29 protein-coding genes are annotated in these 25,211 nt (G+C 64.0%); 17 read left to right on the top strand and 12 right to left on the bottom strand.

All coding sequences use genetic code 11. The features are described from left to right. The first annotated feature begins 192 nt into the window (after positions 1 to 192). Complete coding sequence (locus tag AC1Q6Z_RS04195; RefSeq protein WP_064330734.1) at positions 193 to 408, top strand: cold-shock protein; 216 nt, start codon at positions 193 to 195, stop codon at positions 406 to 408. Between the two features lie 137 nt (positions 409 to 545). Further along, positions 546 to 1,031 (top strand): BA14K family protein, encoded by a 486-nt coding sequence (locus tag AC1Q6Z_RS04190; protein ID WP_256117476.1) that lies wholly within the window; start codon positions 546 to 548, stop codon positions 1,029 to 1,031. 57 nt (positions 1,032 to 1,088) lie between these two features. Here the strand turns inward: AC1Q6Z_RS04190 and AC1Q6Z_RS04185 are convergent, their stop codons facing one another. From AC1Q6Z_RS04185 to AC1Q6Z_RS04175, 3 genes are all read right to left on the bottom strand, one after another. Next, the gene (locus tag AC1Q6Z_RS04185) at positions 1,089 to 1,730 is read right to left on the bottom strand and encodes an MBL fold metallo-hydrolase (RefSeq protein ID WP_256117782.1); all 642 of its coding nucleotides are present in this window, start codon (positions 1,728 to 1,730) and stop codon (positions 1,089 to 1,091) included. A 75-nt stretch (positions 1,731 to 1,805) separates the two neighbouring features. Continuing rightward, positions 1,806 to 1,970 carry a hypothetical protein gene (locus tag AC1Q6Z_RS04180; RefSeq protein ID WP_492646830.1) on the bottom strand — a complete coding sequence of 55 codons (165 nt, stop codon included), beginning with the start codon at positions 1,968 to 1,970 and terminating at the stop codon, positions 1,806 to 1,808. A gap of 118 nt (positions 1,971 to 2,088) precedes the next feature. Further along, positions 2,089 to 2,547 carry an Lrp/AsnC family transcriptional regulator gene (locus AC1Q6Z_RS04175; RefSeq protein ID WP_256117478.1) on the bottom strand — a complete coding sequence of 153 codons (459 nt, stop codon included), beginning with the start codon at positions 2,545 to 2,547 and terminating at the stop codon, positions 2,089 to 2,091. Positions 2,548 to 2,676: 129 nt separating this feature from the next. On the opposite strand from AC1Q6Z_RS04175, the gene hppD reads away from it, so the two are divergent. Beyond that, on the top strand, positions 2,677 to 3,783 hold the full coding sequence (gene hppD / locus AC1Q6Z_RS04170; RefSeq protein WP_492646829.1) for a 4-hydroxyphenylpyruvate dioxygenase: 1,107 nt from the start codon (positions 2,677 to 2,679) through the stop codon (positions 3,781 to 3,783). 255 nt (positions 3,784 to 4,038) lie between these two features. After that, on the top strand, positions 4,039 to 4,302 hold the full coding sequence (locus tag AC1Q6Z_RS04165; RefSeq protein WP_256117482.1) for a hypothetical protein: 264 nt from the start codon (positions 4,039 to 4,041) through the stop codon (positions 4,300 to 4,302). A gap of 149 nt (positions 4,303 to 4,451) precedes the next feature. On the opposite strand, the gene AC1Q6Z_RS04160 is transcribed toward AC1Q6Z_RS04165, so the two are convergent. Next, on the bottom strand, positions 4,452 to 5,339 hold the full coding sequence (locus tag AC1Q6Z_RS04160; RefSeq protein ID WP_435267732.1) for a branched-chain amino acid aminotransferase: 888 nt from the start codon (positions 5,337 to 5,339) through the stop codon (positions 4,452 to 4,454). Positions 5,340 to 5,649: 310 nt separating this feature from the next. On the opposite strand from AC1Q6Z_RS04160, the gene AC1Q6Z_RS04155 reads away from it, so the two are divergent. The 4 genes from AC1Q6Z_RS04155 to AC1Q6Z_RS04140 all read left to right on the top strand — a co-directional run bounded on the left by AC1Q6Z_RS04155 (position 5,650) and on the right by AC1Q6Z_RS04140 (position 8,929). Further along, positions 5,650 to 6,084: a MarR family winged helix-turn-helix transcriptional regulator gene (locus tag AC1Q6Z_RS04155; RefSeq protein WP_256117783.1), complete on the top strand. Its 435-nt coding sequence runs from the start codon at positions 5,650 to 5,652 to the stop codon at positions 6,082 to 6,084. Between the two features lie 20 nt (positions 6,085 to 6,104). After that, entirely contained in the window at positions 6,105 to 6,812 is a 708-nt protein-coding gene (locus AC1Q6Z_RS04150) for a response regulator (RefSeq protein WP_256117484.1), read from the top strand. Positions 6,813 to 6,945: 133 nt separating this feature from the next. Beyond that, entirely contained in the window at positions 6,946 to 8,328 is a 1,383-nt protein-coding gene (locus AC1Q6Z_RS04145) for an ATP-binding protein (protein ID WP_492646828.1), read from the top strand. 16 nt (positions 8,329 to 8,344) lie between these two features. Then, positions 8,345 to 8,929 carry a DUF1349 domain-containing protein gene (locus tag AC1Q6Z_RS04140; RefSeq protein ID WP_492646827.1) on the top strand — a complete coding sequence of 195 codons (585 nt, stop codon included), beginning with the start codon at positions 8,345 to 8,347 and terminating at the stop codon, positions 8,927 to 8,929. On the opposite strand, the gene AC1Q6Z_RS04135 is transcribed toward AC1Q6Z_RS04140, so the two are convergent. The 4 genes from AC1Q6Z_RS04135 to AC1Q6Z_RS04120 form a co-directional block, all read right to left on the bottom strand. After that, positions 8,930 to 9,271: a tRNA-binding protein gene (locus AC1Q6Z_RS04135; RefSeq protein ID WP_435267735.1), complete on the bottom strand. Its 342-nt coding sequence runs from the start codon at positions 9,269 to 9,271 to the stop codon at positions 8,930 to 8,932. A 74-nt stretch (positions 9,272 to 9,345) separates the two neighbouring features. Next, positions 9,346 to 10,164 carry a pyrroline-5-carboxylate reductase gene (gene proC, locus AC1Q6Z_RS04130; RefSeq protein WP_439624498.1) on the bottom strand — a complete coding sequence of 273 codons (819 nt, stop codon included), beginning with the start codon at positions 10,162 to 10,164 and terminating at the stop codon, positions 9,346 to 9,348. 2 nt (positions 10,165 to 10,166) lie between these two features. Continuing rightward, entirely contained in the window at positions 10,167 to 10,667 is a 501-nt protein-coding gene (locus tag AC1Q6Z_RS04125) for a type III secretion system chaperone family protein (protein WP_256117491.1), read from the bottom strand. Positions 10,668 to 11,058: 391 nt separating this feature from the next. Continuing rightward, positions 11,059 to 11,316, bottom strand: a complete 258-nt coding sequence (locus tag AC1Q6Z_RS04120) for an accessory factor UbiK family protein (protein ID WP_117366739.1) — start codon at positions 11,314 to 11,316, stop codon at positions 11,059 to 11,061. Between the two features lie 242 nt (positions 11,317 to 11,558). Between AC1Q6Z_RS04120 and lgt the strand changes: the two genes are divergently transcribed. The 7 genes from lgt (at position 11,559) to AC1Q6Z_RS04085 (ending at position 18,163) form a co-directional block, all read left to right on the top strand. Further along, a complete protein-coding gene (lgt, locus tag AC1Q6Z_RS04115; protein WP_492647240.1) occupies positions 11,559 to 12,371 on the top strand; it encodes a prolipoprotein diacylglyceryl transferase in 813 nt (270 codons plus the stop codon). An 8-nt stretch (positions 12,372 to 12,379) separates the two neighbouring features. Continuing rightward, the gene (locus AC1Q6Z_RS04110; RefSeq protein ID WP_492646826.1) at positions 12,380 to 13,480 is read left to right on the top strand and encodes a class I SAM-dependent methyltransferase; all 1,101 of its coding nucleotides are present in this window, start codon (positions 12,380 to 12,382) and stop codon (positions 13,478 to 13,480) included. Positions 13,481 to 13,581: 101 nt separating this feature from the next. Then, on the top strand, positions 13,582 to 14,373 hold the full coding sequence (pgeF, locus tag AC1Q6Z_RS04105) for a peptidoglycan editing factor PgeF (RefSeq protein ID WP_492646825.1): 792 nt from the start codon (positions 13,582 to 13,584) through the stop codon (positions 14,371 to 14,373). 37 nt (positions 14,374 to 14,410) lie between these two features. After that, positions 14,411 to 15,562 (top strand): M24 family metallopeptidase, encoded by a 1,152-nt coding sequence (locus AC1Q6Z_RS04100; RefSeq protein WP_492646824.1) that lies wholly within the window; start codon positions 14,411 to 14,413, stop codon positions 15,560 to 15,562. A 115-nt stretch (positions 15,563 to 15,677) separates the two neighbouring features. Then, entirely contained in the window at positions 15,678 to 16,454 is a 777-nt protein-coding gene (locus AC1Q6Z_RS04095; RefSeq protein WP_439624492.1) for a hypothetical protein, read from the top strand. Positions 16,455 to 16,578: 124 nt separating this feature from the next. Beyond that, a complete protein-coding gene (locus tag AC1Q6Z_RS04090; RefSeq protein WP_256117499.1) occupies positions 16,579 to 17,511 on the top strand; it encodes a ribose-phosphate pyrophosphokinase in 933 nt (310 codons plus the stop codon). Between the two features lie 88 nt (positions 17,512 to 17,599). Then, a complete protein-coding gene (locus AC1Q6Z_RS04085; RefSeq protein WP_492646823.1) occupies positions 17,600 to 18,163 on the top strand; it encodes a Kazal-type serine protease inhibitor family protein in 564 nt (187 codons plus the stop codon). 62 nt (positions 18,164 to 18,225) lie between these two features. Here AC1Q6Z_RS04085 and AC1Q6Z_RS04080 read toward each other — a convergent pair whose 3' ends face one another. From AC1Q6Z_RS04080 to AC1Q6Z_RS04070, 3 genes are all read right to left on the bottom strand, one after another. After that, on the bottom strand, positions 18,226 to 18,600 hold the full coding sequence (locus AC1Q6Z_RS04080; protein ID WP_256117501.1) for a DUF779 domain-containing protein: 375 nt from the start codon (positions 18,598 to 18,600) through the stop codon (positions 18,226 to 18,228). A 133-nt stretch (positions 18,601 to 18,733) separates the two neighbouring features. Beyond that, complete coding sequence (adh, locus tag AC1Q6Z_RS04075) at positions 18,734 to 20,242, bottom strand: aldehyde dehydrogenase (protein ID WP_435267741.1); 1,509 nt, start codon at positions 20,240 to 20,242, stop codon at positions 18,734 to 18,736. A gap of 153 nt (positions 20,243 to 20,395) precedes the next feature. Further along, the gene (locus tag AC1Q6Z_RS04070; protein ID WP_256117504.1) at positions 20,396 to 21,355 is read right to left on the bottom strand and encodes a helix-turn-helix domain-containing protein; all 960 of its coding nucleotides are present in this window, start codon (positions 21,353 to 21,355) and stop codon (positions 20,396 to 20,398) included. 203 nt (positions 21,356 to 21,558) lie between these two features. On the opposite strand from AC1Q6Z_RS04070, the gene AC1Q6Z_RS04065 reads away from it, so the two are divergent. Then, on the top strand, positions 21,559 to 22,743 hold the full coding sequence (locus AC1Q6Z_RS04065) for a benzoate/H(+) symporter BenE family transporter (RefSeq protein WP_492647239.1): 1,185 nt from the start codon (positions 21,559 to 21,561) through the stop codon (positions 22,741 to 22,743). Positions 22,744 to 22,747: 4 nt separating this feature from the next. Here the strand turns inward: AC1Q6Z_RS04065 and AC1Q6Z_RS04060 are convergent, their stop codons facing one another. Continuing rightward, complete coding sequence (locus tag AC1Q6Z_RS04060) at positions 22,748 to 24,202, bottom strand: hypothetical protein (protein ID WP_492646822.1); 1,455 nt, start codon at positions 24,200 to 24,202, stop codon at positions 22,748 to 22,750. A 243-nt stretch (positions 24,203 to 24,445) separates the two neighbouring features. Here AC1Q6Z_RS04060 and AC1Q6Z_RS04055 point away from each other — a divergent pair, with 243 nt between their 5' ends. Further along, positions 24,446 to 25,057, top strand: coding sequence for a 50S ribosomal protein L25/general stress protein Ctc (locus tag AC1Q6Z_RS04055; RefSeq protein ID WP_256117508.1), 612 nt, complete (start codon positions 24,446 to 24,448; stop codon positions 25,055 to 25,057). Positions 25,058 to 25,211: the final 154 nt, after the last annotated feature.

Below are 25,211 nucleotides of genomic sequence, written 5' to 3'. Positions count from 1 at the left end.
CGCGCCGGAGACGCGAAATAATTCCGGGCAGCCAAGATCCGCACAGTCCATAAGATTGTCTGGGGATGGCTGGCTGCGGTGAAAACAGGACCCTTTCCTCAACCTCGAGAACTGCCTGCCTAACGCCCCTTGGGGCAAAACTATATGCTGCCCGCCGCCAAATATACGGGCAGAGAGAAAAGGACCTGACGCATGGCCGAGACTGGCACCGTAAAATTCTTCAACACCGAGAAGGGCTTTGGCTTCATCAAGCCCGACAACGGTGGTGCGGATATCTTCGTACACATTTCCGCTGTGCAGGCTTCCGGCCTGAACGGCCTTTCCGAGAACCAGAAGGTAAGCTTCGACACGGAACCTGATCGTCGCGGCAAGGGGCCGAAGGCGGTCAACCTGCAGATCGCCGGCTGAACCGGCTTTCACTCAGGATTTTCAAGTTGGAGCCCGGCAGAGATGCCGGGTTTTTTCGTTCAGCCACCGTTCAGCCGTACTCTTTTAGTTTGTTCCCGTCATCACCGGCAAAGGCCGGCGTCCAAAGGAACGGCACTATGAACAAATTCATCAAGACACTCGTGTTGTCCGCTGCCGTCGCCGCGACGACGCTCACCGCAACCGCGGGCGTCGTTGAAGCACGCGACCGCAATCGTGACGGCTACTGGCGCGAAGGCGACCCCTACGAATATCGCAAGCCGCGCCGCCATAACCGCGACCGCGACTATGGCCGCAATCACGGTCGCAACCATGGCCGCGATGCCGTCATCGGTGGCGCTTTGGGCCTGGCCACCGGCGTCATCATCGGCAACGCGATCGCCAACCAGCCGCGTTATGAAGAACGCCGCGTCTATGTGGAGCCGGATTATTACCCGGAGCCCGAGCCGCGCGTGATCTACCGCCAGCCGGTCGTCGTGCCGACCTACGAGCCGTGGACCCAGTCCTGGTATAACTACTGCTCGCAGCGCTACCGGTCGTTCAACCCGAACACCGGCACCTTCGTGGGCTACGACGGCCTGGAGCACTTCTGCACCGCGGGCTGAAGCAGCAGCGGTCTCACATCAAAAGGCGGGCGCCACATGGCGCCCGCCTTTTCGTTTCTAGAGACCCCGCAGGAACGGGTTGGTGCGGCGCTCCTCGCCGATCTTGCCGCCGGGGCCGTGGCCGCAGAGGAAGCCGACTTCGTCGCCGAGCGGAAACACCTTGTCGCGGATCGAGTCCAGCAGCTGCTGGTGGTTGCCGCCCGGCAGGTCCGTGCGGCCGATTGAGCCCTGGAACAGCACGTCGCCGAGATGGGCGAAACCCTGGCCGCGGTTGAAGTAGATGACATGGCCTGGTGCATGGCCCGGCGTGTGATAGACCTCGAACTCGTGGTCGCCGAAGGAGACCTTGTCGCCATCTTCGAGCCAGCGGTCGGGCACGACATTGCTGACCTTCATCGGCACGCCGAACATCGAGGCCTGCGCCTCCAGCCGCTGCAACAGGGAGAGGTCGTCCTTGTGCGGGCCGACGATGTCGATGCCGAGCGCTTCCTTCAGTTCCTTGGCGCCGCCGGCATGGTCGATATGGCCGTGGGTCAGCCAGATTTCCTTCACCGTGATGCCGTTGTCCTTCACCGTCTGCAGGATCACCTCGACGTCGCCGCCGGGGTCGACGACCACGCCTTCCTTCGTCTCGTTGTCGAAGAGAATGGTGCAGTTCTGCTGGAAGGGGGTGACGGGAATGATGCCCGCCTGAAGCATGCCCATGGGGTCCTCGCTCGGTTGCCGCTTTGCGCCTGATATAGCCGCAAGGCAGAGCGAAGACCAAGCGCCAACTCAGCGAAGGCTCGCCAGTTCCTGCGCGGGGCCGGTCGCAAGCGTCGGCGAGACGGTGGAGAAGAGCAGCGCGACGACGGCGATATTGACCGCGGCATGGAGATAGACGACGGGGCGCAGGCGCGTCGCGACCGGGTTCTGCTGGCTGGTGAAGTTCGACTGCATTGTCCTGTTCCCTGACATCTTGTCCGTGTGTGCTTGGTTTCTACAACGGCACCGGACTCCAACGTGTTCCGCCGGGAACAGGGCAATGCGGACGGCTGTTGCCAAAGGGCAACAATCCTCAGAGCGGCAAGGCGGTCGTTTCCTTCAAGGTGTCGAGCACGATCGCCGTCTTCACATGGGAGACGGATTCGTGCGGCAGCAGCACGTCGTTGACGAAGGCGGAGAGCGCCTTGAGGTTCGGCACGACCACCTTGATGATGTAGTCCATCTCGCCCGTCAGCGAAAACGCCTCCAGCACTTCCGGCAGGTTGGAGATCAGCCGCGCGAAGCGCACCGCATTGTCGCGGTTGTGCGTGGAGAGCGTTACCGTGACGACGATGACGATGCCGAGGCCGAGCTTTTCCCGGTCGAGCTCCGCCCGGTAGGCGCGGATGACGCCCTCCTCCTCCAGCCGGATGCGCCGACGCGAACATTGCGAGGGCGACAGGTTGATGCGCTCCGACAGCTCGTTGTTCGTCAGGCGCGCATCCTGCTGCAAATGCATCAGCAGCTTTCGGTCGAAGTCGTCGAGCTGCATGGATTGCCCTCCTTTACTCATATTCATGCACGAACATCGCATCGATTTGCCAAAAGGCAAGTACTATGCACGCACATTGCATGGAAGACGCGCCATACTCCTCCCACATCCAATCGAGGAGGACGAACCATGGGCCCTTTCCCGCATGACGCACCGCCGGCCGTGATCACGGCCGACAACCCGGCCGGCACCGACGGGTTCGAGTTCGTCGAGTTCGCCCATCCCGAGCCGGAAAAGCTGGAAGAGCTTTTTGCCCGCATGGGCTACAGCAAGGTCGCGACCCACCGCGAAAAGGCGATCTCCGTCTGGCGCCAGGGCGACATCAACTATGTCATCAATGCCGAGCCCGGCTCGCATGCCATGAAGTTCGCCGACGTGCACGGCCCCTGCGCCGCCTCGATGGCCTGGCGCGTGGTCGATGCGCAACACGCCTTCGAGCATGCCGTCTCCAAGGGTGCCACGCCCTATGACGGCGACGACAAGGCGCTCGACGTGCCGGCCATCGTCGGTATCGGCGGCTCGTTGCTTTACTTCATCGAGAAATACGGCGCCAAGGGTTCCGCCTATGACGCGGAATTCGACTGGACGAGCGAACGCGACCCGAAGCCGGAAGGTGTCGGCTTCTATTTCCTCGACCACCTGACCCACAATGTCTATCGCGGCAACATGGACAAGTGGTGGGATTTCTACCGCGAACTGTTCAACTTCAAGCAGATCCACTTCTTCGACATTGATGGCCGCATCACCGGCCTGGTCTCGCGCGCCATCACGTCCGCCTGCGGCAAGATCCGCATTCCGCTGAACGAATCGAAGGACGAGACGAGCCAGATCGTCGAATACCTGAAGAAATACAAGGGCGAAGGCATCCAGCACATCGCCGTCGGCACGGACGGGATCTACGACGCCACCGACAAGCTCGCGGCAAACGGCGTAAAATTCATGCCCGGCCCGCCGGAGACCTATTACGACCGCTCCTATGTGCGCGTCGTCGGCCATGAAGAGCCGGTGGAACGCATGAAGAAACACGGCATCCTCATCGACGGCGAAGGCGTCGTCGATGGCGGCATGACGAAGATCCTCCTCCAGATCTTCTCGAAAACCGTGATCGGCCCGATCTTCTTCGAGTTCATCCAGCGCAAGGGCGACGAAGGTTTCGGCGAAGGCAACTTCCGCGCCCTCTTCGAATCGATCGAGGAAGACCAGATCCGCCGCGGCGTCATCGCGGCAGCAGAATAACAACCGCGGCACCAAGCCATGCGGGGAAGGAGGAGGCGGTCGCGTAAGCGGCCGCCTCTTTTCATTTGCAAATCTCTAGGGCAAATCTCCGGTGCAGGACGCACACGGGTAAATTGACTTATCCCAAAATTGTTCGCACGTTGCAGCTGCCGAATTTTTCGGCAACGGCGCGCGGGCTCCAGACCGCGCCCGGCAGCGAGGCAAGCGTCCGGCTCGGGCACTCTCATTCCGGGCGGACCTTTCGGAGGGGAAGTCATGGAAGCATTGGTACCCATCATCACGCAGCTCATCGCCGGCGCCATCGGCGGCAATGTGGCCGGTGCCGCGTTGAAACAGGCAGCCGTGAGCGCGATCGTGCGCACCGTCGTCGGCGCCATCGGCGGGGTCGGGGGCGGCCTTCTCTTGCAGATGCTGGGCGGTGAAGCCGGTCTCAGCGGCCTGGTCGCCGACGGCATCGGCGGCCTCGTCGGCGGCGGCGTGCTGACGGCGATCGTCGGCGCCGTGCTCGGCAAGCGGTAAGCTGCGGGTCTTAAACGAAAAAGGCGGCCCGAAGGGGCCGCCGATTTTTTGATGGGGCTCGTCTCCCTCCTCCGTCATCCTCGGGCTCGACCCGAGGATCCACGCGGCATGGATGGTCGGGTCAAGCCCGACCATGACAAAAGAAAGGTTTATTCCGCAGCGGCCGCGACCGGGTAGACTTCCTTCATGTAGTCGTTCATCAGCGTTTCCGAGATCGTGCCCGGCGTAAAGCGGTAAGGGCCGATTTCCGAGACCGGCGTCACTTCGGCGGCCGAACCGGTGAGGAAGCATTCGGAGAAGTCCGACAGCTCTTCCGGCATGATCACCCGCTCGACGACCTCATAGCCGCGGCGCTTGGCGAGACCGATGACCGTGCGGCGCGTGATGCCGTCGAGGAAGCAGTCCGGCACCGGCGTGTGGATGACGCCGTCCTTGACGAAGAAGACGTTGGCGCCGGTCGCTTCCGCCACCTGGCCGCGATAGTCGAGCATCAGCGCATCCGCATAGCCCTTGGCTTCGGCGGCGTGCTTGGAGATCGTGCAGATCATGTAGAGGCCGGCAGCCTTCGACTTCGACGGCGCGGTCTTCGGGTCCGGGCGGCGGTACTCGGCAATATCGAGGCGGATGCCCTTCAGCTTTTCGGCCGGGTTGAAGTAGCTGCCCCACTGCCAGATGGCGATCGCCACATTGATGCGGTTGTTCTGCGCCGAAACGCCCATCATCTCTGAACCGCGCCAGGCGATCGGCCGCGCATAGGCTTCCGAAAAGCCCTGGCGCTTCAGGAGTTCGGTGGTGGCCGCATCCAGCTCTTCCACGGAATAGGGAATCTTGAAGCCGAGGATTTCGGCCGAGGCATGCAGGCGCTGGTTATGCTCGGTGAGCTTGAAGATGCGTCCGCCATAGGCGCGCTCGCCCTCGAACACCGCGCTTGCATAATGCAGGCCGTGCGTCAGCACGTGAATCTTTGCGTCCTTCCAGTCGACGAATTCGCCGTTGAACCAGATTTGTCCGTCCAGTTGGTCAAAGGGAACTGCCATCGTGTCATCCTCCGGCGCTGCCGCGCCATTCTTTCAAGTTGATTGTTTCGCCCGTTACGGTCTAACCAGAAACGGGCAGGATTACCTGATTGAGAGCGTAATCCGGATTGGGGATCGGCAAAACACCGGAATTCTTCGGCGCCCGGGGACCGCAATGCGCGCGGACCCTATCAAGGGCGGAAAAATATGTCAATAAAACTGACGTATTTTGCTATAAATTACGCGGGGACGGCAAGGCATGAAAGGAAATGACAACGTGGCCCGGCAGGTGGCGGACAAGAGCGGCGAAGACGAGCTGCACGAGGATGCCATGACAGGCGGCGGACGCATCGATTTCGAGATCATCGAAGGCTTCTTCTTCGCCTATCGCGACTTCATTTCCGATCCTGACGCGATCCTGGAAAAGAGCGGCTTCGGCCGCGCGCACCACCGCGTCGTGCACTTCGTCAACCGCGAGCCCGGCATGACGGTCGCCGACCTGCTCGACACGCTGAAGATCACCAAGCAGAGCCTGGCGCGCGTCTTGAAGCAGCTGATCGATTCCGGCTATATCCAGCAGGTGGCCGGCCCCGAGGATCGCCGCCAGCGAAAACTCTACCCGACACGGGCCGGACGGGACCTGGCGCTGGCGCTCGCCGAGCCGCAATCCCGCCGCATCGCCCGTGCATTTGAGGCGATGAACGCGGACGACCGCCGGGTGGTGATCCAGTTCCTCACCGGCATGCAGAACGCCAAGACCGAATGAATGACTAAAGGAGGAAGACGATGACCGCTGCCGGCGCACCCTCCGACGACGCATCCCATCTTCTCGTCGTCGACGACGACACCCGCATCCGCGAGCTGCTCAACCGCTACCTGATGGAGCAGGGTTTTCGCGTGACCGTGGCGGGCGATGCCGACGAGGCCCGGCGCAAGCTGCGCGGCCTCGACTTCGACCTCATCATCATGGACGTGATGATGCCCGGCGAAAGCGGCCTGTCGCTGACGAAAAGCCTGCGCGACATCCGCCCCGTGCCGATCCTGATGCTGACGGCGCTCGCCGAATCCAAGGCCCGCATCGAGGGCCTGGAGGCCGGTGCGGACGACTACCTCTCCAAACCCTTCGAGCCGCGCGAACTGGTGCTGCGCATCAACAACATCCTCAAGCGCAACGCCCCGCCGACGACGCCGAAGATCGAGCAGGTCATGTTCGGCCCCTACACCTTCTCCATCGTGCGCAAGGAACTGAAGCGCGGCAGCGACGCCATCCGGCTGACCGACCGCGAGCAGGAGATCATGCTGCTCTTCTCGCTGCGCGCCGGCGAAACCATTCCGCGCCACGAGCTGATCGGCGAAGAAACAGAAGTGGGAGAACGCACAATCGACGTGCAGATCAATCGCTTGAGGCGTAAGATCGAGGACGATCCGTCCAACCCGGTGTGGCTGCAAACCGTGCGCGGCATCGGCTATCGATTGAGCGTGGAGCAAGGCTGACCGTGCGCTGCCGAGGTCACTTCAACAAAAGCTTTAACGCGGTTTTCCGTGCGCCTTTGCATGAAAACCCGAAGGCAAGCTCTTGGCGCGACTCGCAGAAACGCCGCCGCCCTCACAGGGAAATACCGGTCCGATGACCACGTTCGAGACCTTCAAGCGGGATATCGAGCGCGCGCCGGCCGCCGGCTGGAAGCGTCTCGGCCGCTGGCTGCGCCGCCAGTTGCCGACAGGTCTTTATGCGCGCTCGCTGCTCATCATCATCATCCCGATGGTGCTGCTGCAATCGGTCGTCGCCTTCGTCTTCATGGAGCGCCACTGGCAGCTGGTAACGCAGCGCCTCTCCACCGCCGTCACCCGCGACATCGCCGCCATCATCGATCTCATCGACACCTATCCGCAGGATTCGAACTATACCGAGATCATCCGCATCGCGCGCGAGCGGCTGGAGCTGAACGTCGCCATCGAACCCGGCACCGAGTTGCCGGCGCCACGCACCAAGCCGTTCTTCAATATCCTGGACGAAATCCTGAGCGAAGAGATCGTGCGCCAGATCCGCCGCCCGTTCTGGATCGACACCGTCGGCGAAAGCAATCTCGTCGAGATCCGCATCCTGCTCGACAACAAGATCCTGCGCGTCTACGCCCGGCGCAACCAGGCCTATGCCTCCAATACCCATATCTTCCTGCTCTGGATGGTCGGCACCTCGCTGGTGCTGATCACCATCTCCATCCTCTTCCTGCGCGGCCAGATCCGGCCAATCCTGGCGCTGGCGCAGGCGGCGGAAAGCTTTGGCAAGGGCCAGAAGATGCCGGAGGATTTCGCGCCCCGCGGCGCCGACGAGGTGCGCCGCGCCGGTCTCGCCTTCATCCTCATGCGCGAGCGCATCGAGCGGCAGATGGAACAGCGCACCGCCATGCTGACCGGCGTCAGCCACGACCTGCGCACCATCCTCACCCGCTTCAAGCTGCAGCTGGCACTCGCCGGCGACAATCCGGATCTGCAGGGCCTGCACAAGGACGTCGCGGACATGCAGACCATGCTCGAAGGTTACCTCTCCTTTGCACGCGGCGATGTGGAAGAGGACGTCGGGCAATTGCGGCTCTCCGACCTCTTCGACAAGTTCGCCATGGAAGCCGAGCTGCACGAGCGTGCCTTCTCCAGCGAGATCGACGGCGAAGAGGACGTCATGGTGCGCCCGAACGCCTTCAGCCGGCTCGTCGGCAACCTCGTCTCAAATTCGATGCGCTATGCAAAGACCGTGCATGTCGAGGCCCGCCATCGCGCCAAATGGCTGACGATCACCGTCGACGACGACGGCCCGGGCATTCCGGAGCGCTCGCGCGACGACGTCTTCAAGCCGTTCTTCCGCCTTGACGAGGCGCGCAATCTCGATGCATCCGGCACCGGCCTAGGCCTTGCCATCGCCCGCGACATCGCGCGCAGCCACGGCGGCAATGTCACGCTGTCGGACAGCCCGATGGGCGGCCTGCGCGCGACGATCCGCATTCCTGCATGATCGACAGGAGGAACCGATGAGCGATTTTCCCTTCGACGGCATGGCCTGGTTCAATCCGCCGCCGGCAGGTGCCGTCCGCGACGGCCACCTCCATATCAAGACCGGCCTCAAGACCGATTTCTGGCAGCGCACCTATTACGGCTTCCAACCCGACAGCGGCCATTTCCTGCACCGATCATGGACCGGCGACTTCACGCTGGAGACGACGTTTCGCGGGCATTACGAAACGCTCTACGACCAGGCCGGCCTGATGATCCGCCACGACGAAACCCTGTGGGTGAAATGCGGCATCGAATTCACCGACGGCGCGAAACATTTCAGCGTGGTGGTGACGCGCGGCCATTCCGACTGGTCCGCCTTCCGCATCGATCACGAATTCGACCTGATCTCGGTGCGGGTGACACGCAACGGCGACGCGCTTTTCATCCAGTACCGGACGGACGCCCTGACGGAATGGCGGGTGGCCCGTCTCGCCTATTTCCCGCCGGAGGTTCCGGCCCTCTCGGTCGGCGTCACGGCCTGCTCGCCGCAGCGCGAAGGCTTTGAAGCCGAGTTCACCGATTTCCGGCTAGGACCGCCGGTGTCGCGGGATATTCACTAGTCAGCACATCTTCTTCCCATTCGGCACCGGCTGGCCGACGCCGGCGAGAACGATCGCACCCGCCTCGTCCTCGAAGCCGAGCGTGAGCACTTCCGAACGCACGGGGCCGATCTGGCGCGGCGGGAAGTTGACGACGGCCAGCACCTGGCGGCCGACGAGTTCTTCCAGCGTGTAGTGCACGGTGATCTGCGCGGAGGATTTCTTGGTGCCGATCTCGGGGCCGAAATCGATCGTCAGCTTGTAGGCCGGCTTGCGTGCTTCCGGAAAGGGCAGCGCCTCGATGATCGTCCCGACACGAATGTCGACGCGCTCGAAATCGGCATAGGTAATGGTGTCGCTCATGGGAAATCCTTGGAAGCAATTCCAGGAAAAGTGTGAAGCGGTTTTCCGTCAGGAATTGCGTAAAAACAACGAGCTCAGCCCGCCAGTTCCTCGGCGCGCGTGCGGGCGGCGGCGATGGCCTTGTCGAAGAGCGGCTGCATGCCGTCCTCCGCCATCAGGACCGAGAGGGCCGCGGCCGTGGTGCCGCCGGGCGAGGTGACGTTCTGGCGCAGGCGGCCGGCGTCGTCGGGGGACTGATGAAGCAATTCACCAGCCCCCGCGACGGTTTCCCGTGCGAGCCGCATGGCGAGGTCCGCCGGCAGGCCCAATTTGCGCCCTGCCTCCGCCATGCACTCGACGAGATAGAAAACATAAGCCGGGCCGCTGCCCGAGACTGCCGTGACGGCGTCGATATCGCCCTCGGTCGCGACCCATTCGACGGGTCCGCTGACCTTGAGCAGCGAATGCACGAAATCGCGCTGCGTTTCGGAAACTCGGGCATTGGCAAAGGCGCCGGTGACGCCGCGGCCGATCATCGCCGGCGTGTTCGGCATGGCGCGCACGGTGGCGGCCTCGCCGAGATGGCCTTCGAGATTGGCGATCGTCTTGCCGGCGGCAACCGAAACCACGACGGTCTCCGGCCCGACCAGCCCCTTCAGGCCCGGCAGGACCTGATCGATAAGCTGCGGCTTGAGCGCGACGAAAAGGATGCCGGCCTTCACGCCCTCGGGGGCTGCGGTTTCATGGCGCGCACCATTATCCGCGATCAGCTTGGCCATGGCCGGCTGCGGGCCGGGATCGATCACGATCACCGAGGAGCCGGCAATGCCGCTCTTCAGCCAGCCGGCCAGCATCGCGCCGCCCATATTGCCGGCACCGATGAGAACGATAGGCCCTGAACCTGCAACTGCCATTTTTACGCTTCTCCGACGGTCTCGAAGAGAACCGCATCAACGGCGGCTTCAGCCGCCATGCCGGACCAGACGACGAACTGGAAGGCCTGGAAATAGGCTTCGCAGGCTTCAAGCGCGCTGGAAAGCAGCACCTCGACCTGCTTGTTGGTGGGCTCGGCACCGCCGGCAAGCAGCAGCGACTGGCGGAAGATCACCACGTCCTCGCGGCGCCACAGGTCGAAATGGCCCATCAGCACCTGGCCGTTCACATGCGAGAGCAGGCAGTGCACCTCGGCGACGCGGCTTTCGGGAACCTTGATGTCGAAGGCGCAGGCAAGGTGCAGCGCCTCGAACTCTTCCATCCACGAGAAGGAGACGTGGTAGTCCGTCCACTTGCCCTCGACGGTCATCGCGATCTCGTCTTCGCCCGAGCGTTCGAAGGTCCAATCATTGTTGGCCGCGACGAACTCGATCATGTCGACCGGGTTGGACTGACGCCCGATATCCAATTCCATAAGGCTCATGCATCACCTTCTCGACCGGCAGGCGTGCAAAATCGCGCTCACACCGCGACGCTGCAAACCATACTCGGAGATACAACACTGAATGATTGCTCGGCACTAAACGCAATCTGGACGACTTACCCTGTCCGAACCTTGCGCTGCCCGTCTCGAATCATCATTTAAAATCAGTGTATAACGGCGGAGTCACGACGCCAGCCCCCGCCCCGCCATTTTCTCCGCCCGGTTGTGGACAGAGGTTGTGAAAAAGATTCAGGTCGGACGCTTAAGAGACTCTGCGAAAAGGGCTTTTCGGATGTGTCCACAGGGGTAAAAATTTTATTAAAAAAAACGGTTGGCGCGATGTGAATCACGCCAACCGGCTCTCGTCTCGCAAAACCTGTCCTGAAACGGCTCAGTTGCCCGTGTTGAGGCGGGCTTCGAGGGCCTCGATACGCTTCAGGAGCGCGTCGTTTTCGTCCCGCGCCTTGATCGCCATTTCGCGCACCGCCTCGAACTCCTCGCGCTTGACGAGGTCCATGCCGTTGATGAAGCGCTCGGCCTGCGCACGGAACACCGTCTCGGCCTCCTTGCGCACGCCCTGGGCGGCGCCGGCGGCATCGGTCATCAGCTTGGCGAAGTCGTCGAGAATGCGGTTGGCACCGGTGGTCATGGTCTGCCCTCCTCGGGTGTCGATGGTGGTCCCGCGGGCAATCCTCGCCCGCGCCTTGGCACTGAGGTAGGGTCTGGAACCGTTCCTTGCAAGCGGATTCCGGTGGATCGCCGGCCGTTCGGGCCACTCGGCGGCGCCCTATCACGATTTATCGCCTTGACCCTGCCGTAAGGCGCCTCCATCTTCCGCGCGAAAACCGGAAGACATTAGCCTTGACGAACATAGCCCAACTCTTCGCCATCATGCCCTACCCGGAGATCGATCCGATCGCCTTCTCCATCGGCCCCGTGGCCGTGCACTGGTACGGCATCGCCTATGTCGTGGGCATCCTGCTCGGCTGGCTCTATGCGCGCCGGCTGATCGAGACGCCGCGGCTGTGGGCGGGCGACGCGCCGCTGAGCCGCACCCAGCTCGACGACTTCCTCGTCTGGGCCGCCGTCGGCATCATTCTGGGTGGCCGCATCGGCTATATCCTGTTCTACGATTTCCCCAATGTCGCGGCCGACCCGCTACGCGCCCTCCAGGTCTGGAACGGCGGCATGTCCTTCCACGGCGGCCTTGCCGGCACAACGCTCGCCATGATCCTGTTTGCGCGGCGCAACGGCATCGCGATGTGGAGCCTGTTCGACATCGTCGCCGCCGTCGTGCCGATCGGCCTGTTCTTCGGCCGCATCGCCAATTTCGTCAACGGCGAGCTGTGGGGTCGCCTGTCCGACGCGCCCTGGGCCGTCATCTTCCCGGAAGCCGGCCCCTTCGCCCGCCATCCGAGCCAGCTCTATGAGGCCGGCCTCGAAGGCATCGTCCTTCTCGCCGTGCTCGCCATCGCCATCTACCGGTTCGGCGCTCTGAAGCGCCCCGGCATCGTCACCGGCATCTTCGTCGCCGGCTATGCGCTGTCGCGCATCACGGTGGAATTCTTCCGCGAGCCGGACCCGCAGCTCGGTTATCTCGTCGGCGGCTGGCTCACCATGGGCATGCTGCTCTCGCTGCCCATGCTCGCCCTCGGTCTCTGGGCGATCGTTCGTGCCCGCGCGGCCCGGCCGGCAAGCGCCTGAGCACGCCCATGCCGACACCCCTCGCCCGCAAGATCAAGGCGCTGATCCGCACCAACGGCCCGATCAGCGTCACCGACTATTTCGCGCTCTGCCTCGCCGATCCCGAACACGGCTATTACCGCACTCGAGACCCCTTCGGCCGCGCCGGCGATTTCGTCACGGCACCGGAGGTGAGCCAGCTGTTCGGCGAGATGCTCGGCATCTTTCTCGTGCATGCCTGGCAGAAACACGGCGGGCCTTCCGAGGTGCGCATCGCCGAAATCGGCCCCGGCCGCGGCACGATGATGGCCGACATGCTGCGCGTCATCGCCAAGCTTGCGCCGCAGCTCTATGACAGCGCGACGATCCACCTGATCGAGACGAGCCCGAAGCTGCGCACCATCCAGCACGAGACACTCGGCACGCACGCCTCCCGCGTCACCTGGCACGACAGTTTCGAGGAACTGCCGGACGGTTTCGTGCTGCTCGCCGCCAACGAGCTGTTCGACGCGATCCCGATCCGCCAGTTCATCAAGACCACGGCCGGTTTTCGCGAGCGCCTGGTCGGCCTCGATGCCGAGGACGAGCTGACCTTCGCCGCCGGTGTCGCCAGCCTCGACCCGGCGCTCATGCCTGAACACCACAAGTCCGTTCCCAACGGCACGATCTTCGAGATCGCACCGGCCCGCGAAGCCGTGATGGCGACGATCGGCGAGCGCATCGCCCGCTTCGGCGGCACGGCGCTGGTGATCGACTACGGCCATTTCGTCACCGGCTTCGGCGATACGCTGCAGGCAGTGCTGAAACACGATTTCGACCCGCCGCTCGCCCATCCCGGCGAGGCGGACCTGACGAGCCATGTCGACTTCGAACGCCTGGCCGGTGCCGCGCTTAGTGCGGGCCTGCATGTGCACGGCATGCTGCACCAGGGCGATTTCCTCGTCGGCCTCGGCATCGGCGAACGCGCCTCCGCGCTCGGCCGCCACCGCGACGAGGCGACGCAGCAATCGATTCTTGCCGATGTCGACCGGCTGACTGGGTCGGGCGCGGGTAAAATGGGCGATCTTTTCAAGGTGTTAGCGGTCAGCAGCACGCAGCTCGCGCTGTTTCCCTTCCGCCAGCCGGATTGACACCGGGCCTCGGGCCGGACAACATCCGGCCCGATTTGCACCCCGAATGCCCCGGCGGAATCCTTGCCCGGCAGCCCGTTCCCAAGCCCAGCCGAGAGACCATGCAGGACCAAGCGCTTCCCTCCCCGATCGAAAGCCCGCTGCTGGCGAAAGGCGCCGGCGACGTCGCGCGCCACGGCTTCTTCACGCGGGCCGGCGGCGTGTCGGACGGCATCTATCGCGGCCTCAATGTCGGCCTCGGCTCGAAGGACGAGCGTGGCAATGTTGAGGAGAATCGCGCCCGCGTCGCCCGCTGGTTCGCAGCCGCGCCGGAGCGGCTTGCCACGGTGCACCAGATCCATTCGCCCGACGTGGTCGTGGTCGACGACAGCTATGACGGCGCGCGCCCGCAGGCCGACGCGCTGGTCAGCGCCACGCCCGGCATCGTGCTCGGCGTGCTGGCGGCCGATTGCGGCCCGATCCTGTTCTGCGACCCGCAGGCGCGCGTCGTCGGCGCGGCGCACGCCGGCTGGAAGGGCGCGCTCTATGGCGTGCTCGAAAACACCATCGCCGCGATGGAAAAGCTTGGCGCGAAACGCGAAAACATCCTCGCCAGCCTCGGCCCGTCGATCGGGCGCGAAAACTACGAGGTCGGCCCGGAATTCGTCGAACGCTTCATCGCCGTCGACGGCGCCTACGCGCGCTATTTCACGCCCTCGCAAAAGGCCGAACATGCCATGTTCGACCTGCCGGGACTGACCACGCGGCGGCTGAGCGATGCCGGGGTGACGGCAGAAAACCTCGATATCTGCACCTATCCCGACGAGGATCGCTTCTACTCCTACCGGCGCACGACCCACCGGCAGGAGCCCGATTACGGACGCCAGATTTCGGCGATCATGATAAGGGCGTAAGCCCACAGATTAGATGAGGACGGGGGAGAACACCGCCATGGCCCTTCACTTCGACACCGAGGAATACGCCAACCGGCTCCAGCGCCTGACGTCGCGCATGCGCGAGGAGAAGATCGAGGCCATGCTGCTGTTTTCGCAGGAGAGCATGTACTGGCTGACCGGCTACGACACGTTCGGCTACTGCTTCTTCCAGACGCTCATCGTCAAGGCGAACGGCCAGATGGTGCTGCTGACGCGTTCCGCAGATCTGCGCCAGGCCCGCCACACCTCCAACATCGAGAAAATCGAGATCTGGGTCGACCGCGTCAATGCGGACCCGACGATGGACCTGAAGAACCTGCTCTCCGACCTCGACCTTCTCGGCTGCCGCATCGGCATCGAATATGACACGCACGGCCTGACCGGCCGCAATGCGCGCATGCTCGACAACCAGCTCCAGAGCTTTGGCCAGATCGTCGACGCCTCGGCGATCGTCAGCCGCCTGCGTCTCATCAAGAGCCCGGCCGAGATCGCCTATGTCGAGCGTGCCGCCGCCCTTTCCGACGACGCGCTGGCGGCGGCCCTGCCGCTGATCGTTCCCGGCGGCGACGAGGCGGCGATCCTGGCGGCGCTCCAGGGCGCGGTGCTGGCCGGCGGCGGCGATTATCCTGCCAACGAGTTCGTCATCGGCTCGGGCGCCGACGCGCTGCTCTGCCGTTCCAAGTCCGGCCGGCGCAAGCTCGATGCCGAGGACCAGCTGACCCTCGAATGGGCCGGCGTCAGCGCCCGTTACCATGCGCCGATGATGCGCACCGCCCTCATCGGCACGCCGTCCAATCGCCACCGCGAGCTCTACAGCGCCTGCCGCGAGGCGATCCAGGCGATGGAAATGGTGCTGCGCCCCGGCAATACCTTCGGCACCGTCTTCGAGACCTTCGCCCGCCTCATCGACGAGCGCGGCCTTGCCCGCCACCGGCTGAACACCTGCGGCTATTCCGTCGGCGCGCGCTTTGCGCCCTCCTGGATGGACCAGCAGATGTTCCTGCTCGGCAATCCGCAGGAGATCGAGCCGAACATGTCGCTCTTCGTGCACACGATCATTCTGGACTCCGACACCGGCACCGCGATGACGCTCGGCCAGACCTATCTGACGACGACGGACACGCCGAAACCGCTGTCGCGCTATGGGCTGGATTTCATCGAAGTCTGACGGGCCGGTGACGGCTCACAAGATCCCGCAATTGACAGGCAATGGAGCGCCACCCATAAATCGTTGCGGGGACGGAGGAGGCAAAAAGGCCTCCCACAGGACACGGACGAAAACGATGCAGGAGCTGATGAAGCGGCTGGCACTGATCGGCCTCATTGCCACCCTTGCCGGCTGCAACAGCACGGATGCGCTGACGCCGCAGGTCGATGTCGGCGGCGGCAGCTTCAACTCGCCGCCCGTCACCCAGAACGATCTCGACCAGATGAGCGCGCAATCGACGCCGGTCACCACGACCACACAGGAAACCGCCTTTACGCCCTCGAACGGCAACGGCACCTCGACCGGCGCGGACACCGCCGGCACGCTCGAAGCGCAGGCCGATGCGCTCGCCCGCAACAGCGGCACGCGGCGCGACACGACGCAATCCGACGCCGCCCTTGCCCGCACCACGGCGCAGCGCTCGCTGGCAGCGGAAACCTCGGTCGGCGCCGAAGAGATCGCGGCCGTCCCGACCGCTGCCGAGGCCGGCGAGACGATCCGCTTCCTGCCGATCATCGGCGCGCCGGTCGAGGCGGTCACGCCGCTCTCCAAGCGCCTCGGCGCAGAAGCGCGCACCAACGGCCTGACGATCCGCAGCGCCTCCGACAATTCCAGCAAATACATCCTGAAGGGCTATTTTTCCGCGATGAACGACAACGGCAAGACCACCGTCGTCTATGTCTGGGACGTGCTCGACGGCAGCGGCGCACGGCTTCACCGCATCCAGGGGCAAGAAAGCGTGTCGGGCACGGCATCCGATCCGTGGGCCGCCGTGCCGGCGCGCACGATGGAGGGCATCGCCCAGAAGACGATCCGCCAGTATCTCGACTGGCGCGGCGCCACGCGCGGTTAAGCACGTCCGGGGTTTAATCACAGGCAAATGCGAAGAAACGCTTTTCCCATACGGCAAAGCCCTTGCATTCGCAGGCATTGCCGGTAAAAGGCCCCCCATCAGCATAAGCACAGGCGGACCATAGATGAAGGTTTTCGCGGGCAATTCGAACCGGCTTCTGGCCGAAGCGATCTGCAATTATCTGAATGTCCCGCTCGGCCGTGCCACGGTCAGACGCTTCGCAGACCAGGAGATCTTCGTCGAAATCCAGGAAAACGTGCGCGGCGAAGACGTGTTCGTCGTGCAGTCGACCTCGTTCCCGACCAACGACCACCTGATGGAACTGCTGATCATGATCGATGCCATGCGCCGCTCCTCGGCGCGCCGCATCACGGCTGTGATCCCCTATTTCGGTTACGCCCGCCAGGACCGCAAGCCGGGTCCGCGCACGCCGATCTCGGCAAAGCTCGTCGCCAACCTCATCACCGAGGCGGGTGCCGACCGCGTGCTGACGCTCGACCTGCATGCCGGCCAGATCCAGGGCTTCTTCGATATCCCGACCGACAACCTCTACGCCGTGCCGATCCTCGCGCGTGACGTGAAGGAAAACTACAATCTCGAAAACGTCATGGTCGTCTCGCCGGACGTCGGCGGCGTGGTGCGCGCCCGTGCGCTCGCCAAGCGCCTCGATTGCCAACTGGCGATCGTCGACAAGCGCCGCGAACGCGCAGGCGAGTCCGAAGTGATGAACGTCATCGGCGATGTCACCGGCAAGGACTGTCTGCTGATCGACGACATCGTCGATTCGGGCGGCACGCTCTGCAATGCGGCCGAGGCGCTCCTGAAGAACGGCGCGACCAGCGTCACCGCCTACATCACGCACGGCGTGCTCTCCGGTGGTGCCGTGGCCCGCGTGACGTCCTCCAAGCTCAAGGAGCTTGTGATCACCGACTCGATCCAGCCGACCACCTCCGTCCAGTCCGCGCACAACATCCGCGTCATCTCGACGGCGAACCTGCTCGGCGAGGCGATCAACCGCACCAGCGCGGAAGAGTCGGTATCGAGCCTGTTCGACTGATTTTCCGCGGTTTCGATTTCTGCCCGCGGCCGATACCGGCTCGGCACTTTATGCGATAAGTTCCCCATAGATTCGTTAGGGGAAATCCATGATTTCGACGTCGCCATTCTTCCGCCGGCTGGCGGGCCGCCTCGCCATCCTTCTTGCCGCCGGCACGCTTGCCGCCTGCTCGGTCGAGGTCGACCAGGGCGGCAGCGGCTACAATCCACGCCCGCCGCAAATGTGCACGCGCGAATATGCGCCGGTCTGCGGCGAGCGCGGCCGTGACCGCCAGACCTTCGCGAATGCCTGCGAAGCGCGCGCCAGCGGCTACGGCATCGTCGGCCGCGGCGAATGCCAGTTCCGCCGCCCGGATCGCGACAATGTCGGCTGGCAGGACCAGGATCAGGATCGCGACGGCTGGAGCCGCCCCGACCGCGACAGGGACCAGAACCGCGATCGCAATCGCAACGACAGGGACCGCCGGGATCGCGATCGTGAGGGCGACAATCGGGGCGACCGCGAGCGGCCGCGCGACCAGCGCGCCTGCACGATGGACTTCAACCCGGTCTGCGGCCGCCGCGGCGACGACCTGAAGGAATTCGGCAATGCCTGCTCGGCCGAAGCCGCCGGCTTCCGCGTCTTCAAGCCCGGCCAATGCCCGGTGCGGTGAAGAAACCATCGCATGAAGAAAACCCCGCCTTCACGGCGGGGTTTTTCTTTTAGGACAATGTTTTAGCGTCCCGGCAGCGGGCAGGCCTCGCCACCGCCGAACAGGCGCGAGCGGGTGAGGAAGCGTTTCTCCCGGCCATTGTCGAGCGAGAACATGCCGCCCCGGCCGGGAACGACGTCGATGATCAGCTGTGTGTGCTGCCACACGCCGAACTGGCTCTCGCTGATATAGACCGGCACCCCGCCGATCTCGCCGAGCTTCACGTCGCGGTCGCCCACAATGTAATCGTCCGTCGGGTAACACATCGGCGAGGACCCGTCGCAGCACCCGCCGGACTGGTGGAACAGGATTTTCGGATAATCCGCCTGGATTTCCCGGATCAGCGCGAGCGCTGCATCGGTCGCCACCACGCGCGGCTCGCCAGTCGTCTCGGTCATGCGGCTCTCCTCCAAAAGCGTACCCTCTCCCCGCTGGGGGAGAGGGTCGGGCGGTTGGGCAAGGTGGGGGTCACGCCCCGGTCCGCCCCTCTGTTGCCTTCACCCCGCAAGCGGGGAGAAGGAAGGCGGTCGCTCAGAAGAAGCCGAGCGCCTTGGGAGAGTAGCTGACCAGCATGTTTTTGGTCTGCTGGTAGTGGTCCAGCATCATCTTGTGCGTTTCGCGGCCGATGCCCGACTGCTTGTAACCGCCGAAGGCGGCGTGGGCCGGATAGGCATGGTAGCAATTGGTCCAGACACGGCCGGCCTGGATGTCGCGGCCGAAATGGTAGCAGCGGTTGGCATCGCGGCTCCACACGCCGGCACCGAGGCCATAAAGCGTGTCGTTGGCGATTTCGAGCGCTTCCGCATCGTCCTTGAAGGTCGTGACCGAGACGACCGGGCCGAAGATTTCCTCCTGGAAGACGCGCATCTTGTTGTGACCGCGGAAGATGGTCGGCTTGACGTAATAACCGCCGGCAAGGTCACCTTCGAGCTCGTTGCGCCCGCCGCCGGTCAGCACTTCCGCACCTTCCTGCCGGCCGATATCCATGTAGGACAGGATCTTTTCGAGCTGCTCGGAAGATGCCTGCGCGCCGATCATCGTCGCCATGTCAAGCGGGTTGCCCTGCACGATCTTCTCGACGCGCTTGACGGCCTTTTCCATGAAACGATCATAGATCTTCTCATGCACCAGCGCGCGGCTCGGGCATGTGCAGACCTCGCCCTGGTTCAGCGCGAACATCGCAAAACCTTCGAGCGCCTTGTCGAGATAGTCGTCGTCCTCGTTCATCACGTCGGCAAAGAAGATGTTCGGCGACTTGCCGCCGAGTTCCAGCGTGACGGGAATGAGGTTCTGGCTGGCATATTGCATGATCAGGCGGCCGGTCGTCGTCTCGCCGGTGAACGCGATCTTGGCGATGCGCGGGTTGGAGGCGAGCGGCTTGCCGGCTTCGAGACCAAAGCCGTTGACAATGTTGAGCACGCCGGCCGGCAACAGGTCGCCGACGAGTTCGGCCCAGAGCAGGATCGACGACGGCGTCTGTTCGGCGGGCTTCAGCACGACGCAGTTGCCGGCGGCAAGTGCGGGAGCGAGCTTCCAGGTGGCCATCAGGATCGGGAAGTTCCAGGGGATGATCTGGCCGACGACGCCGAGCGGCTCGTGGAAGTGGTAGGCGATGGTCTCATGGTCGACCTCGCCGATCGAGCCTTCCTGCGCGCGAACGCACGAGGCGAAATAGCGGAAATGGTCGATGGCGAGCGGAATGTCGGCCGCCATGGTTTCACGCAGCGGCTTGCCGTTGTCCCAGGTTTCCGCACGGGCGAGAAGGTCGAGATTGTCCTCCATGCGCTGGGCGATCTTCATGAGGATGTTGGAGCGCTCGGTGGCGGAGGTGCGGCCCCACTTGTCCTTGGCGGCATGTGCGGCGTCCAGCGCAAGCTCGATGTCGGCAGCATCTGAGCGCGCGATCTCGCACAGCTTGCCGCCGGTGATCGGCGTGATGTTGTCGAAGTAGCGGCCGGCGACCGGCTCCTTCCACTCGCCACCGATGAAGTTGCCGTACTTCGTCTTGTACGGGTTTTCGACGATCTTCTGATGCAGCATGGTCTTTCCTCCCACGAAAAGGCCCCGGATGGGCCGTCGAAGAGGATGGTGCTGCGCTTCGCGCGTTCATGATAGGGGCGTGCCGGCGATGGCGGCGGGGACTGTTTCAGAATTGAGACAGAGCGATGCGACAGGCTGTGCTGCGGCGCAGCATCAGTTGATCGAGAGCTTTTTCATCTTCCGGTAAAGCGTCGCGCGGCTGATGCCGAGCTGGTCGGCCGCCTGGCTGACATTGCCGCCGGCGCGCGAAAGCACGCGGCGAAGCGCTGCACGCTCGGCGTCGTCGAGGTCGCCACCCTCCTCCGCCCGGTTCTCATGCAGGAGATCGGACGCGGGAACGCCAGCGGCGATGCGCCGGTCGTCGAGGCCCAGGAACTGGCGCGCGGCGCGGGTGGCGCCGAGCACGAGATCATCGCGGTCGACGGCAAGAAGCGCCGGCGCCGCGCGGCCATCGACGGGCACGAGCAGGATGCGGGCGGCGGCGAAGGCGCGACGGAACAGCCCCGCCTCGATGCGCGCAGCCGCATCGCGCACCGCCTGCGAGAGGATCGACATGGTCATCTCGTTGGCATCGTCGCGGCAGGTGGAGATGTCGATCGCGGCAGCGATGCGGCCGGTATGATCGCGGATCGGCGCCGTCGTGCAGGAAAGCCCGGTATTCTGCGAAAGGAAATGCTGGTCGCGGAGGATCAGCACCGGCCGCTCGTCGGCAAGCGCGGTGCCAATGCCGTTGGTGCCGACGCTCGCCTCGCTCCAGACCGTGCCGGACCAGAGCCCGACGCCGCGGAAATCGCGATCGTCGCCGGCCGCACCCCGGCGCTCCAGCGCGATACCGTTCTCGTCCGTCAGGAGCAGGCAGCAGCCCGCCTTGCCGACGGTGGCAAACAGCCGGTCGATCTCGCCGGATGCTTCCTCGATGAGGGCGCTGGAGCGGGCGCGGGCCTGGCGGAATTCCGATTCGGTGAGCCGCCAGGGCACACGCGCCTCTTCCGGCGAAAGGCCGTGAAGGGTGAGGCAGCGCCGCCAGGAGGCGGCAACGGGCGAACTCGCCGCAGCCGAGGCATGGGCTGCAACGGTCTGAACATGATCCGCGTGATCGAAACGCGCAGGCATCCGCTCTCCTCCCCGAAAGCTTCCGACCGATCGTCGCATTAGAATACAACGCTCAACGACTATAGCCACGTTTCTGCCAGCTGGTCCAGCAGCACCAAGGTCGAAGCCTCCATGTGGTAACGGCGCCCTGCCCCGACAAGGCTGTTTCCAAGCCCGACGCCGCCTGTTACGACTGCGCCTCCCTTTCCATGACCGATTTCATCATGCTTCGTGACTTTTCCGCCCAGGCCCTTTTCATGGGCATCCTCACCGCCTTCGTCGGCTTTGCCAGTTCCTTCGCGGTCGTGCTGCACGGCCTCACCGGCGTCGGCGCCACGGAGGCGCAGGCCACGTCCGGCCTCATGGCCGTCTGCGTGGCGCTTGGCGTCAGCATGATCCTGCTCAGCGCCGTGACCAGGCTTCCAATCGCCATCGCCTGGTCGACGCCGGGTGCCGCACTCCTTGCCAATTCCGGCCCCATTGAGGGCGGTTTCCAGACGGCGGTCGGCGGGTTTCTCGTCTGTGGGGTGCTGATCGTCATTGCCGGCCTCTGGAAGCCGCTCGGGCGCATGGTCGCCGCCATTCCCACATCGCTCGCCAACGCCATGCTTGCCGGCGTGCTGATCGGCCTTTGTTTCGCCCCGGCCAAGGCGATCGCCTTCAATCCGTTGCTCGGCCTGCCGATCGTGCTCGCCTGGGCAATCGTCGGCGCCTTCAACCGGCTCTATGCGGTGCCGGCAGCGCTTGCCGCCTTCATCGCCGTGCTCGCCTTCGGCGTCGAGGTGCCGCCGGGCGCGCTGGCCGGCCTCGCCGATTCGCTGGCGCCGAACCCGGAATTCGTGACGCCGATCTTCACCGTGGCGGGTTTCGTCGGCATCGCCTTGCCGCTGTTCATCGTCACCATGGCCTCGCAGAACATTCCGGGCATCGCCGTGCTGAAGGTCAACGGCTACGAACCCGCTCCGGCACCGCTCTTCGCCACGACCGGCGTCTTTTCCCTGCTGTCGGCCCCCTTCGGCAGCCACGCGGTCAACCTCGCGGCCATCACCGCCGCCATGTGCGCCGGCAGCGATGCCCATCCGGACCCGAAAAAACGCTATTGGGCACCGATCGTCGCGGGTGTCTGCTATGTGGTCTTCGGCCCCTTCGTCGGCGCGGTCACGGCCTTCGTCGCCCTCGCCCCGCCGATCCTCATCCAAGCCGTCGCCGGCCTCGCGCTGATCAGCGCCTTCGCCAATTCCGCGCTCAATGCCTTCAAGGAAATCGAGGGACGCGAAGCGGCCGCGGTGACTTTCCTCGTCACTGCCTCGGGTGTCTCGTTCGCCGGCATTTCCGGCGCGTTCTGGGGGCTGGTCGCCGGCGGCCTGATGCTGGCGCTCGCCCGGCTCACCGCCAGGCGCCGGAGCTGAACCCTTACTGCTGGAACGGCAGCGGCTGGCCGTTGATCAGCACCTTGCCGTCCTCGCCGACCTTGAGGTCCCAGACCTGCGCGCCGCCGCCGGCATCGCGCGCAAGGCCCTTCATCATCAGGAGCCCGAAGGCCGCCTGGCCGAACTCCGGCACGGTCGCGGCATTCTTCTGGAGATAGGCGACCGTCTTGTCGAACTCGCGCATGGTGATCTTCACGTCGGCGCTGTGGCGATCCTTCTGTTCGGGATAGACGAGCATCGTGCCGGACAGGTGCACGTCATAGATCGGCGAGACCGCCGAGACATCCTCGAACTGTACCGTCATCGAGCCGTCGGGCAGGATGATGCGGCCGATCTCCTTGTTCTGCGCTTCGGTCAGCGGTTCCGTCTTGGTGAAATCCGCATTGTCGAGCAGATAGGTGACGGCGCCGGCAAGGTCGAGATTGGTGACGGCCGCCTTGAAGGTCGCCCGCTCCGGCAGCGCGCCCTCGAAGGCGACGGGCAGCACGCCGGCCGGCGGCTTCGGCCCCTCGACGTCGAAGCCGAACCCGAAACGCGTCGAATGCGCGATGCCGTTCATGTCGAGATTGTAGCTGACGGCCGCCGCACCGAACGTGCCCTTGTCGGTCCCGACCGTGACGTTCGAAGCCTTGATCGTCTCCGTCAGGTTGTCGAAGATCGGCATGGAGGCGCGCAGCAGCTCCTTCAGCCGCGCCGCATCCGGCGCTTCGAGCTTGTCCTTGTGCATGTTGTCGAGCACGAAGAAGACGAGCTCCTGCATCACCTTGTAGCGCGCGCCATCCAGGCTGACATCGATATCGACCGTGTCCGCCCCGATATCGACGCGGCCGCTCGGGCCTCCGGTGATCGTCTCGGCAAAGGCCTTCATCACGCCGGTGCTGGTGATGTCGAGCGTGCCGGCATCCTTCTTTTCGGCCGCGACGCGCATCGCCGTTTCGCCGACGCTGGCCGTCACGCTCTCCTGCGAGGAGGTGCTGGTGAAGGCGAGCCGCTTTGCCGTCCAGTCGGCGGAGGTAAAGTAGAGGATTTCGGGATCGTAGACGCCGTCGAGCTTCATCGACTCGACGAGATAGGTGAAGGAGTTCTTGCCGGGTGCGGCGTCGATCGTGCCCTTGATGTCGAGACTGTCGTTCGCTTCGATGCGATAGGTGCCCTCCGGCATCGGCCGCAGATAGGCCGTCAGCGGCTTCAGGCCCTCGACCTTCACCGCGCCGGTCTTCGCCTTGTCGATGAGCACCGTCGGGTTGAAGCGCAGCTCGTAGAAGGAGCTTGCGGCCTTCACCGTCACGAGGCCGGCGTCGATCATATCCTGCGGCAGGTAGCGCGTCAGCTTCTGCTGCATGCTCTCGGCCCCGGATGCCGAGACCTCCTGTGCCAGAGCAGGGCTTGCGCAGATGAGCGCAAGGGCGGCCGAGGCCATCAGGATCTGTCGTCGCATCGTGGTCTCCTTCGCCGATCTGGTCTATACCCAACATCCAATCGTGACCGCACCATGTCAATGCTGGGGTCAATCGGGGCGCGGGCCTTGCATTTCCGGGCATTCTCGTTTATCGAGCCCCCGTCCGCGTAGACACCCTTGGAGGCAATGCGGATGAGGCTTTCAAAAAATCCTCAAGTTTTACGCAGCCGCGGTTCACTCCGCCTGCGCAAAGCTCTCCAGTAACACACGAAAGGTTAAGCCATGAGCCACGACACTTACGAGCTCAAGGCCGAAACGCGCGAACGGGTTGGTAAGGGGTCCTCCCGTGAACTTCGCCGCAACGGTCTTATTCCTGCAGTTATCTATGGCGACAAGCAGTCCCCGCTTTCGATCGCCATCTCGACCAAGGACGTCACCCAGCGTATCCACGCCGGCGGCTTCAAGACGACAGTCGCCACGATCGACGTCAACGGCGAGAAGATCAAGGTGCTCCCGAAGGACTACCAGCTTGATCCGGTCCGCGATTTCACCATGCATGTCGACTTCCTCCGCGTTTCGGGCGACACCCACGTCGTCGTCGAAGTGCCGGTTCACTTCGTCAACGAAGAGAAGTCCCCGGGCATCAAGGCCGGCGGCGTTCTGAACATCGTTCGCCACGCTGTCGAGCTGCATGCTTCGGCCGGCGACATTCCGGAATTCCTGACGGCTGACCTCGCTGGCCTCAAGGTCGGCGACGGCATCCACATTTCCAACATCAAGCTGCCCAAGGGCACGAGCCCGGTCATCACCGACCGCGACTTCACGATCGCCACGATTGCCGTTCCGGCTGCTGGCGTGAAGGAAGAAGAAGAAGTGGCTGCTACGGAAGAATAATCCCCCCCAACGGGATCTTTCTCGAAAACCTCGCATCCGCCCGGATGCGGGGTTTTTCTTTGTCAAAATGCCAGCGCTACCGTCGCGGGAAGTCTGAATTATCAGCACTTTTCCGGATCGGCATTTCAGCAACCTTTAAGACTTTGGTGAAAGG

The organism is Shinella sp. GW835-FHT14H05 (genome assembly GCF_058793575.1).
The sequence above is the reverse complement of the archived record's forward strand: the minus strand, read 5'-3'. Positions and strand labels throughout refer to the sequence as shown.

Bases quoted from the DNA above. Each gene is read 5' to 3' on its own strand.
- proC (WP_439624498.1), bottom strand. From the start codon at position 10,164: ATGGCAGTTGCAGGTTCAGGGCCTATCGTTCTCATCGGTGCCGGCAAT.
- hppD (WP_492646829.1), top strand. From the start codon at position 2,677: ATGGGCCCTTTCCCGCATGACGCACCGCCGGCCGTGATCACGGCCGAC.
- AC1Q6Z_RS04120 (WP_117366739.1), bottom strand. From the start codon at position 11,316: ATGACCACCGGTGCCAACCGCATTCTCGACGACTTCGCCAAGCTGATG.
- pgeF (WP_492646825.1), top strand. From the start codon at position 13,582: ATGCAGGACCAAGCGCTTCCCTCCCCGATCGAAAGCCCGCTGCTGGCG.
- AC1Q6Z_RS04150 (WP_256117484.1), top strand. From the start codon at position 6,105: ATGACCGCTGCCGGCGCACCCTCCGACGACGCATCCCATCTTCTCGTC.
- AC1Q6Z_RS04090 (WP_256117499.1), top strand. From the start codon at position 16,579: ATGAAGGTTTTCGCGGGCAATTCGAACCGGCTTCTGGCCGAAGCGATC.
- AC1Q6Z_RS04085 (WP_492646823.1), top strand. From the start codon at position 17,600: ATGATTTCGACGTCGCCATTCTTCCGCCGGCTGGCGGGCCGCCTCGCC.
- AC1Q6Z_RS04155 (WP_256117783.1), top strand. From the start codon at position 5,650: ATGACAGGCGGCGGACGCATCGATTTCGAGATCATCGAAGGCTTCTTC.
- lgt (WP_492647240.1), top strand. From the start codon at position 11,559: ATGCCCTACCCGGAGATCGATCCGATCGCCTTCTCCATCGGCCCCGTG.
- AC1Q6Z_RS04100 (WP_492646824.1), top strand. From the start codon at position 14,411: ATGGCCCTTCACTTCGACACCGAGGAATACGCCAACCGGCTCCAGCGC.
- adh (WP_435267741.1), bottom strand. From the start codon at position 20,242: ATGCTGCATCAGAAGATCGTCGAAAACCCGTACAAGACGAAGTACGGC.
- AC1Q6Z_RS04110 (WP_492646826.1), top strand. From the start codon at position 12,380: ATGCCGACACCCCTCGCCCGCAAGATCAAGGCGCTGATCCGCACCAAC.
- AC1Q6Z_RS04065 (WP_492647239.1), top strand. From the start codon at position 21,559: ATGCTTCGTGACTTTTCCGCCCAGGCCCTTTTCATGGGCATCCTCACC.
- AC1Q6Z_RS04125 (WP_256117491.1), bottom strand. From the start codon at position 10,667: ATGAGCCTTATGGAATTGGATATCGGGCGTCAGTCCAACCCGGTCGAC.
- AC1Q6Z_RS04195 (WP_064330734.1), top strand. From the start codon at position 193: ATGGCCGAGACTGGCACCGTAAAATTCTTCAACACCGAGAAGGGCTTT.
- AC1Q6Z_RS04165 (WP_256117482.1), top strand. From the start codon at position 4,039: ATGGAAGCATTGGTACCCATCATCACGCAGCTCATCGCCGGCGCCATC.
- AC1Q6Z_RS04070 (WP_256117504.1), bottom strand. From the start codon at position 21,355: ATGCCTGCGCGTTTCGATCACGCGGATCATGTTCAGACCGTTGCAGCC.
- AC1Q6Z_RS04080 (WP_256117501.1), bottom strand. From the start codon at position 18,600: ATGACCGAGACGACTGGCGAGCCGCGCGTGGTGGCGACCGATGCAGCG.
- AC1Q6Z_RS04060 (WP_492646822.1), bottom strand. From the start codon at position 24,202: ATGCGACGACAGATCCTGATGGCCTCGGCCGCCCTTGCGCTCATCTGC.
- AC1Q6Z_RS04175 (WP_256117478.1), bottom strand. From the start codon at position 2,547: ATGCAGCTCGACGACTTCGACCGAAAGCTGCTGATGCATTTGCAGCAG.
- AC1Q6Z_RS04095 (WP_439624492.1), top strand. From the start codon at position 15,678: ATGCAGGAGCTGATGAAGCGGCTGGCACTGATCGGCCTCATTGCCACC.
- AC1Q6Z_RS04160 (WP_435267732.1), bottom strand. From the start codon at position 5,339: ATGGCAGTTCCCTTTGACCAACTGGACGGACAAATCTGGTTCAACGGC.
- AC1Q6Z_RS04135 (WP_435267735.1), bottom strand. From the start codon at position 9,271: ATGAGCGACACCATTACCTATGCCGATTTCGAGCGCGTCGACATTCGT.
- AC1Q6Z_RS04055 (WP_256117508.1), top strand. From the start codon at position 24,446: ATGAGCCACGACACTTACGAGCTCAAGGCCGAAACGCGCGAACGGGTT.
- AC1Q6Z_RS04185 (WP_256117782.1), bottom strand. From the start codon at position 1,730: ATGCTTCAGGCGGGCATCATTCCCGTCACCCCCTTCCAGCAGAACTGC.
- AC1Q6Z_RS04190 (WP_256117476.1), top strand. From the start codon at position 546: ATGAACAAATTCATCAAGACACTCGTGTTGTCCGCTGCCGTCGCCGCG.
- AC1Q6Z_RS04180 (WP_492646830.1), bottom strand. From the start codon at position 1,970: ATGCAGTCGAACTTCACCAGCCAGCAGAACCCGGTCGCGACGCGCCTG.
- AC1Q6Z_RS04140 (WP_492646827.1), top strand. From the start codon at position 8,345: ATGAGCGATTTTCCCTTCGACGGCATGGCCTGGTTCAATCCGCCGCCG.
- AC1Q6Z_RS04145 (WP_492646828.1), top strand. From the start codon at position 6,946: ATGACCACGTTCGAGACCTTCAAGCGGGATATCGAGCGCGCGCCGGCC.